The organism is Phaeobacter sp. HF9A (assembly GCF_011806385.1).
Taxonomy (GTDB): Bacteria; Pseudomonadota; Alphaproteobacteria; order Rhodobacterales; family Rhodobacteraceae; genus Epibacterium.
In genome coordinates this window covers 1-8,700 of record NZ_JAATOX010000146.1, presented here as the reverse complement: position 1 = coordinate 8,700, position 8,700 = coordinate 1, and the positions used below count along the sequence as shown (strand labels likewise).

Annotated in this window: 5 protein-coding genes and 2 pseudogenes; 6 read left to right on the top strand and 1 reads right to left on the bottom strand. The window is 62.4% G+C overall.

Annotated features, from left to right (window positions below):
• The 6 genes and pseudogenes from tagH to HCZ87_RS18255 all read left to right on the top strand — a co-directional run.
• A partial coding sequence (gene tagH, locus HCZ87_RS18280; RefSeq protein ID WP_167646130.1) for a type VI secretion system-associated FHA domain protein TagH occupies positions 1-638 on the top strand: 638 nt, incomplete at its 5' end.
• Positions 639-666: 28 nt separating this feature from the next.
• Positions 667-2,007 carry a type VI secretion system baseplate subunit TssK gene (gene tssK, locus HCZ87_RS18275; RefSeq protein ID WP_167646128.1) on the top strand — a complete coding sequence of 447 codons (1,341 nt, stop codon included), beginning with the start codon at positions 667-669 and terminating at the stop codon, positions 2,005-2,007.
• A gap of 22 nt (positions 2,008-2,029) precedes the next feature.
• A complete protein-coding gene (tssL, locus tag HCZ87_RS18270; RefSeq protein WP_167646126.1) occupies positions 2,030-3,430 on the top strand; it encodes a type VI secretion system protein TssL, long form in 1,401 nt (466 codons plus the stop codon).
• Positions 3,427-7,002 (top strand): annotated as a pseudogene (gene tssM, locus HCZ87_RS18265) (type VI secretion system membrane subunit TssM). The gene tssL and the pseudogene tssM overlap by 4 nt, the downstream one beginning before the upstream one ends.
• Positions 7,002-7,685 carry a type VI secretion system-associated protein TagF gene (gene tagF, locus HCZ87_RS18260; RefSeq protein WP_167646124.1) on the top strand — a complete coding sequence of 228 codons (684 nt, stop codon included), beginning with the start codon at positions 7,002-7,004 and terminating at the stop codon, positions 7,683-7,685. The pseudogene tssM and the gene tagF overlap by 1 nt, the downstream one beginning before the upstream one ends.
• Positions 7,682-8,404 (top strand): PP2C family serine/threonine-protein phosphatase, encoded by a 723-nt coding sequence (locus HCZ87_RS18255; RefSeq protein ID WP_167646122.1) that lies wholly within the window; start codon positions 7,682-7,684, stop codon positions 8,402-8,404. Before tagF ends, HCZ87_RS18255 begins: the two co-directional genes overlap by 4 nt.
• A 51-nt stretch (positions 8,405-8,455) precedes the next feature.
• Here HCZ87_RS18255 and HCZ87_RS18250 read toward each other — a convergent pair.
• Positions 8,456-8,700 (bottom strand): annotated as a pseudogene (locus HCZ87_RS18250) (serine/threonine protein kinase); the annotation flags it as partial.

The following is an 8,700-nucleotide window of genomic DNA, read 5'->3' as shown; positions in this document are numbered from 1 at the left end:
CCCCGACCCCGGCAGTGACTCCGACGCCGTCGCAACCAGCGGGCAACCGTGGCGCGCAGGCTTTTCTCGACGCGCTGGAACTGGAAGATTTCAGCGTCCCTGCCGAGGATCATGGCCCGGTGATGGAGCGTATGGGCCGGGTGATGCGGACCTTTATCGTCGGTTTGCGCGAAATCCTGATGACGCGGACCTCGATCAAATCCGAATTCCGCATCGAACAGACGATGATTTCCGCCGGGGGCAATAACCCGCTCAAATTCTCGATCTCGCCGGAACAGGCGGTGGAGGCGATGGTGAAGCCGCGCGCCCGGGGCTATCTCGATGCGCAGGCCGCCGCCGAGGAAGCGCTGCGCGATATCAAGGCGCATGAGATCGCCATGGTGACCGGCATGGAAGCCGCGTTGAAAGGGGTTCTGGCCAAGCTCGACCCCAAGCTGCTGGAGAGTCAGATCGAAAAGAAAGGCGGCCTTGGCGGGCTGCTGCGCAACAGGAAGGCCCAATATTGGGACGTCTACGAGGAGCATTACGCAGAGATCTCCGACCAGGCGGAAAACGAGTTTCATGATCTGTTCAGTCGCGAATTCGCGCGCGCCTACAAGGCGCAGATGGACCGGTTGAAGGATGAGGCCAACACCTAGGTGTCTGGTCAAAAGAGAGGAGAGCCAGGTGTCCTGGGATAGCAAGGTGCTTTGGACCGAGGGGCTGTTTTTGCAGCCGCATCATTTCCAGCAGTCCGACCGCTATATGGAAGCGCAGGTCGCAGGGCTTGCGCGCCGTCTGGTGCCCTATGCCTGGGGGTTCACCGGCGTGGAGGTCGATTTCGAGGCGCTCAAGATCGGCCAGTTCGCGCTGAAGTCCTGCGAAGGGCTGACCCATGACGGCGCGGTGTTCCGGGTGCCGATGGCGGATGATCACCCGCCGGCGCTGGAGGTGCCGCAGACCGTCAAGGATTGCGTGGTGTATCTGACCGTGCCGCAGCGACGGCAAGGCAGCACCGAGGTGGACCTGAGCGGCGCGGAACGGTCTGCCAGCCGGTTGCGGCCGGGCAAGCAGCAGGTGACCGATGTCACCTCTGTGGACCGCAAGCCGGTGGACCTGGACGTGGGCAAGCTCAGGCTGCAATTCGCGCTGGCGGTGGATGATATGGCGGATCTTCTGGCGATCCCGGTCGCCCGCATCATCGAGGTGCGCGCCGACAAAGAAATCGTTCTGGATCAGTCCTTTATCCCTTCGGTTCTGGACATCCGCGGCGCCGCGCCGCTGAATGATTTCCTGCGCGAGCTGGAAGGGCTGCTGGCGCATCGCATGGAGGCGCTCTCCGGGCGTCTGGCCGAGGGCGGTGGTGCCCGGGGCGTGGCGGATGTGTCCGATTTCATGCTGCTGGCGGTGGTCAACCGCAGCCTGCCGCTGGTGCGCCATCTGCGCCAGATCGAGAACCTGCACCCGGAGCGGCTGTTTTCAGTGGCGGCGGGCCTCGCGGGGGAGCTTTCGGCCTTCATGAGCACCGATAAGGTGGCGCCGGAATTTCCGGCCTATACCCATGACAACCTCAGCACCTGTTTTGCGCCGGTGATCCGGGTGTTGCGGCAGTATCTCAGCTCGGTGCTGGAACAGACCGCGATCCCGATCAAGCTGGAGGCGCGCAAATATGGCATCTATGTGGGCGTCATCGCGGACCGCAAGCTGATCGGCAACTCCGGCTTTGTGCTGGCGGTGAAGGCCGATGTGCCCGCCGAGGACGTGCGGCGGCATTTCTCCGGTCAGGCCAAGATCGGCCCGGTGGAGGAAATCCGCCAGCTGGTGAATTCGGCGCTGCCGGGGATCACTCTGCGACCGCTGCCCGTCGCGCCGCGCCAAATCCCGTATCATTCCGGCGTGGTCTATTTCGAGATGGATTCCGAGAGCCCCTATTGGCGCAAGATGACCACCTCTGGGGGCATCGCTGTGCATGTGTCCGGCCAATATCCGGGGCTCAATATGGAGCTCTGGGCGATCCGCAATGCATAAGCGCGGCTGAAGGAGTAAGCCAATGGGCGATTTTGACGATCCTTTTGCAGAACCGGGGGATACCGACAAGACGGTGATCCGGCCCAATCCCGGTGGCCGCCGCTCTGCACAACCGCAACCACAGAGCCAACCGGCGCCGCAGCCCGCTGCTGGCGGCGGTGGCGAGACCTATGGCGTGCCCAGTTCCTCGCCGGCGATGTCTTCGACGGGCAGCAAGGCGCCCGCGGTGGCGCTGACCGGCATGAACCAGCTCACCGCCTGTGCCACGGCGCTGTTTGCGCTGATCAGCCGCATTCGCAACCGCGCCCAGCATATGGACCCGGACAAGCTGCGCCAGAGCGTGGTGGGAGAGGTGCGGGCCTTTGAAAACCGCGCCTTGCAGGCCGGGGTGGCGGCGCAGACCGTCAAGATCGCCCGCTATGCGCTCTGTGCGACGCTGGATGACGTGGTGCTGAACACCCCCTGGGGCGGGCAATCCGCCTGGGGGCTGCAATCTATGGTCGGCACCTTCCACCGCGAAACCGTCGGCGGCGATCGCTTTTATGATCTGCTGGCGCGGCTGGAAAAGGAACCCGCGTCCAATATTGATATGCTGGAGTTCCTTTATATGTGCATGTCGCTCGGCTTTGAGGGGCGGTTGCGCGTTGAACAGGGCGGTCCTGAAAAACACCTGCAAATCCGTGCCGCGCTGGCGCGGATTATTCGGGGCCAGAGGGGGCAGGTCGAATGGGAGCTGTCGCCCCATTGGAAAGGCGTCGTCAAACCCTTTATCGTGCGTTCGGCCTGGCGCTTGGTGTGGATTTCCATCGCCGTCGCCGCCGTTCTGCTGGCGGCGCAATTCGTAGGGCTCAGCTGGGCGCTGTCGAATGATACCGAACGGGTGATCGGCAAGATGCAGAGCGTAGAATCCGGTCAGGTCGCCACGTTGGAGCGCCGCGCGCCGCCGCCGCCACCGCCGCTGCCGGTGCCGACCATCGAACAACAGATCGCCAAGGTCTCCGGCTTTCTGGAGCAGGAAATCAAGGACGGCATTGTCGAGGTCTTCCCCAAGGGCAATACGCTGACCATCCGACTGGCCGGTTCGGGCATGTTTGGTTCCGGCTCTGATCAGTTGAAATCGGCGTTTGATGATCCGATTGATCGTCTCTCCGAGGCGCTGAGCGATGAGCCGGGCAAGGTGATCGTCGTCGGGCATTCCGACAATGTGCCGATCCGCTCGGCCCGCTTCCCGTCGAATATGGCGCTGTCGCTGGCGCGGGCAAAATCGGTGATGGCCCGCATGGCAAAAGAGCTGAGCGACCCGAGCCGCCTGTCTGCCGAAGGGCGCGCCGACCAGGACCCGATCGCGGATAATTCCACCCGCGAAGGCCGCGCCAAGAACCGAAGAATCGAAGTCCTGCTTGTGCAGGAGGTACAAGAATGATCCGTCGCTATATCCTGCCGCTGTTTCGCTCGATCTATACGATCCTGCTGTTGCTTGCGGCTGCCCTGACTGCCTGTATCTGGTATTTTGCCCCCTTTATCGGCAGCGACAGCTGGCGTCCGTTTGACAGCGTGACCGCGCGGGTGGTGACCATTGGCATTCTCTGGGCGCTGACGCTGTTTGTGATGCTGCTGATCGCGCTTTTGCGCGCGCGCCGGGATCGCAAAATGACCGACGAGATGGCCGATGCCGTGGATGTGGTCGAAGACGACGTGGTCGGCGAAGAGCTGGTCGAGCTGAAAGGCAAGTTCAAGACCGCGCTCACCGAGCTTCGCAAATCCAAGAACGGGCGCAAGCATCTGAACCAAATGCCTTGGTATATCATGATCGGCCCCCCGGGTGCGGGCAAGACCACGGCAATCGTCAATTCCGGCCTGCAATTTCCGCTGGCGGACAAGCTGGGCAAGGCGGCGATCGGTGGCGTTGGCGGCACCCGCAACTGCGACTGGTGGTTCACCAATCAGGCGGTTCTGATCGACACGGCGGGGCGCTATACCACTCAGGAAAGCGACGCGGAGGCGGATAATGCCGCCTGGTTTGGGTTTCTCAACCTGCTGAAAAAATACCGCAAACGTCAGCCGATCAATGGCGCGATGATCGCGATCTCGCTGTCGGATCTGTCGTTGCAGGACGAGATGACGCAAAAAGCCCATGCCACTGCGATCCGCAACCGGCTGGCGGAGCTGCGCGAACGTCTGGGCGTGCGCTTTCCGGTCTATGTGGTCTTTACCAAGGCCGACCTGATCGCGGGTTTTCAGGAATTTTACGACACGCTTGGCAAGGAGGAGCGCGAGCAGGTCTGGGGCTTTACCCTGCCGCTGCCGAAGGGCAAATCCGATGTCGATCCGGTGTCGCGCTTTGACGAGGAATTTGCGGGGCTGCTGGGCCAGCTGAACGCCCAGCTTCTGGAAAAGATGCAGGCCGAGACCGATCCGCAGCGCCGCGCCCTGGTGGCGGGGTTCCCGTCGCAGGTGGCGTCGGTGCGGGCTGTGGCGCGGGAGTTCCTGAAAGAGGTGTTTCAGGACAACGCCTACCAGAAACGGCAGATGCTGCGCGGGGTCTATTTTGCCTCCGGCACCCAGGAGGGCACGCCGATCGACCGGCTGATGCTGGGCATGGCGCAGACCTTCGGCATTGGCCGCCAGGCCATCGGCTCCGGCAAGGGCACTGGCCGCTCCTACTTCCTCACTCGCCTGTTCGAGGGCGTCTTGTCCCCCGAGGGGGGGCGGGTGTCTGCGGATGACAAGGGGGAGCGCCGCTAGCGCGGGGCCCGCCGTATCGCGGTGACCGCGACCGTTTTGGTCAGTCTGACCATGGGCGGGCTCTGGGTGAATTCCTTTATTCAAAACAAGGCGATGATCGCCGAAGCCAGCGCTCAGGTGGATGAATACAAGGACGCTGCGGACAACATCGCGCCGAGCCCGGTGGGCGACAGCGATCTGGTGCCGGTGGTGGCCGCGCTGAACCTGCTACGCGATCTGCCGGGCAATCCGGTGCTCTCGACGCCGGACCCGGATCTTTCGGAGACTTACGGCCTCTATCAGGGCGAGGTGATTGGCACACAGGGCGCACAGACCTATCGCACGGCGCTGAACCGGCGCTTCCTGCCCCGCTTGCTGGTGCGGCTGGAAGAGCAGATCGCGGCCAATATCAACGATGTCGATGCGCTCTATGAATCGCTGAAGATCTATCTGATGCTTGGGCTGCAAGGTCCGATGAATCCGGATCTGGTCAAGGAGTTCCTCAACAACGACTGGGAACAGATCACCTATCCCGGGGTTGTGCGCCAACAGCTGCGGGCGGATCTGAACGACCATCTGACCGCGCTTTTGTCGCAGCCGATGGAAGAAATCGCGCTGAACGGCGATCTGATCAAGCAGGCGCGCGGCGTTCTGGCGGAAATGCCGATGTCGCAGCGGGTCTATTCGGGGATCATCAACTCTCAGGCGGCGACCGAGCTGCCGCAATGGCGCCTTACGGATATTGGCGGACCCGAGATTACCCGCGTGATGACCCGCAGTTCCGGCAAGCCGATGGCGGAGGGGATCGAGGGCATCTATACCTATGATGGCTTCAACAACGTCTTCCTCTCCGAGGCGGTGAGCGTCTCCAAACGGGTGCAAAGCGAAGCCTGGGTGCTGGCCGGCGACGGCGAAGACGCCCAGAGCGAAGCCGCGCTGCTCGCCCTGAGCCGGGATGTGCTTGATCTCTACTACAATGATTTCATTGGAAGATATGATGATATCCTTGGCGATCTGGATGTGATCCCGCTGCAATCGCTCAATCAGGCGGTGGATGTGACGCGGGTGCTCTCGGGGGCGAGCTCGCCCATCGAAAACGTGCTGCGGGCAGTGTCGCAGGAAACCAAGCTGACAGAGTCCCGCTCGCTGGTGGATACCTCGGCGGTGAATGACGGGCTGGGGCAGGTCGCCAATCTGGAGGCGCGCTCCAACCTGTCTATCCAGGGGCAGATTCTGCTCGAAGCGCTGATGAGAACTGGCACCACGCAGGGCGGGCAGCCGACGCTTCCACCGGGGAAATTTGTCGAGAACCGCTTTGACTGGCTGCATCAACTGGTGGACGCCCCCGATGGGCAACCTTCGCAGCTCGACGGGCTGATGGGGCTGTTGCTCACGGTCTATCAGGAGCTGAACAAGATGACGATCAGCGGCATTTCCTCCGGGGGCTCCAGCAGTCAGGCGCTGTTGCAGTTCCAGCAAGCGGCGAGCCAGTTCGAGGGGCCGATGCAACGCTGGGCCAAGCAGATCACCGTCGGGTCCTCCGGGATCACCTCCGAGGGCACGCGGGCGTCAATCAATGCGGCCTGGCAATCGGATGTGCTGCCCTTCTGTACCCAGGCGCTGAACAATCGCTACCCGTTCAACCGCTCCGCGCGGGCGGATGTGGCGATGGCGGATTTTGCCAAGCTGTTCTCGCCGGGGGGGTTGATCGACAGCTTCTTCAACGCAAATCTGGCGCAATATGTGAACACCGCCTCCAACCCCTGGACGTTCAAATCCACCGGTGCCGGCGCGGATCTGGGCATCAGCCAATCGGTGCTCAACCAGATGCAATATGCCGCCGAGATCCGCGAGGCGTTCTTTGCCAATGGCGCGGCGCCCTCGGTTCCGTTCCAGATCACCCCCAAGGCGCTGGACCCCAAAGCCAAGGAGATGATCCTCGAAATCGACGGCACCACGGTTGAGTTCAATCACAAGATGGGCCAGCCGACGCCGGTTGCGGTGACCTGGCCCGGTTCGGTCGGGCTGGCGCGGATCACGCTCAATCCCAAACGGCGCGACAGCGAAAACGTGCTGTCAAAGGATGGGCCCTGGGCCTGGTTCCGGCTGCTCGACGCGGCGGAGGTGCGGCGCACCAATGCGGTGGACCGGCGGCGTCTGAACTTTACCGTCGGCGGGCGGCTGGCCTTGTACGAGCTTCAGGCCGGCTCCTCGGTGAACCCCTTTGCGCTGCCAGCGATGGCCAAGTTTTCTTGTCCGAAGTCAATGTGATGACCGCTGCATTCGGGGCATTTGGCAAGATACCGACAGTCGGGGATTTCTTCCGACTGTCGCCACCGGCGGGGTTTGTGCGGATCTGGGACCCCTGGATCCAGACGGTCATGGCCACCGGCCAGAGCACCTATGGCCCGCATTTCGACCGCCACTATATGTCGGCCCCGATCTGGCGCTTTACCCTGCCGGCCGGGGTCGCGGGCGCTCAGAAAGTCACCGGGGTGGTGATGCCCTCGATCGACCGCGTCGGTCGCCGTTTTCCGCTGACCCTGGTCGCCGCCTTGCCGACGCCGGGGCCGGTCGCCCTGGATCATTTCAGCGATAGCGATATGTTCGAAGCACTGGAAGATATTGCATTAGACTGTCTGGAAGATAGCATGGACCAAACCCGCCTGGCGCAACAGCTGGCATCGGTGCGGGTGCCGGATATGCGCGCGGTGGCGCCTTTACGGTCGAGTGACGACAGTATTGTGCTCACCGGTGTCGGAGAGGTGTCGCGTCTGCCGGTCGCAGTGGCGGCGGGTCTGCTGGAACAGCAGGGGCGCGATCTGGGAATTTGGTCAACCGTGTTGGAGGGCCAGCCTCGGATGTTGGCCTGCAAGGGCCTGCCGACGGGGCCACAAGCCATGGGTCTGTTTGACCTTGGCGCCGGTATTTGGAGAGAGGCCCGCCCGATATGACCGAGATGCGCAACACCCGTTATATCGCTCAAACGCACACAGGGCTGGTCCGAAAGGCCAATGAGGATTCCATCCTGGCGCTTCCGGAGCATGAAATCTGGCTGGTGTCAGATGGCATGGGCGGACATGACGCGGGTGATTATGCCAGCAGGTTGATCGCAGATATGGTCGCGACCATTCCGCAAGATCTTGATCCGGCAGGGAAAATGCATGCGTTGCGGGATGCGATCCATGGCGCGCATCGCGCCATTCAGGCGGAATCCGACAATCGCGGTGGCACCACGATCGGCGCCACCGTCGCGGCTTTGGTGATCAGTCGCGGGCATTTCCTCTGCCTTTGGGCGGGGGATAGTCGCATCTATCGGCTGCGCAATGGCGAGATTGAGCTGTTGACCACGGATCATTCGGCTGTTGCCGATTATGTGCTGGCCGGTCGGATGAGCTGGGACGAGGCAGATCAGCACCCACAGTCCAATGCCATCACCCGGGCGGTGGGTATTGATGGTGATTTGATGCTGGACAAGGTGCGCGGCGAAACCGTCGCCGGAGATCGCTTTCTGCTCTGCTCGGACGGGTTGACCAAATACGCTACTTTTGCGATGTTGCAAGATATGCTCAGCTCGACGCCGCTGGAAACCGTTGCGGATCGTCTGGTTCAGGTCGCGCTGACCGGTGGCGGCGGAGACAACATCTCGGTGATTGTGGTGGACGTGCTGTAGCGCCCGTTCGATCACGGCAGCGTCCATCCTTTTTGAATTTTTGCGAACGGCTTAGGGTTTAGCCGTTGTCAGGATGCTGCTGTCCAGAGACAAGATCTGCCCGGCATCCGCGTCGGCGCTGGTCTGGAGCGCCTGCGCAAAACTGGCCGCGCTTTCTGCGGTGGGGCGCATGCCCTGAAACAGCGGCGTGGCGGAATGGAGGATCAGGATCTTGCTCTTGCCCAGGGTGCTGTCGTCCACCTGGAAGGCAATGCCGCCGTTTGTGGCCGATTCCGCCAAGCTAAACGCGACCCGCA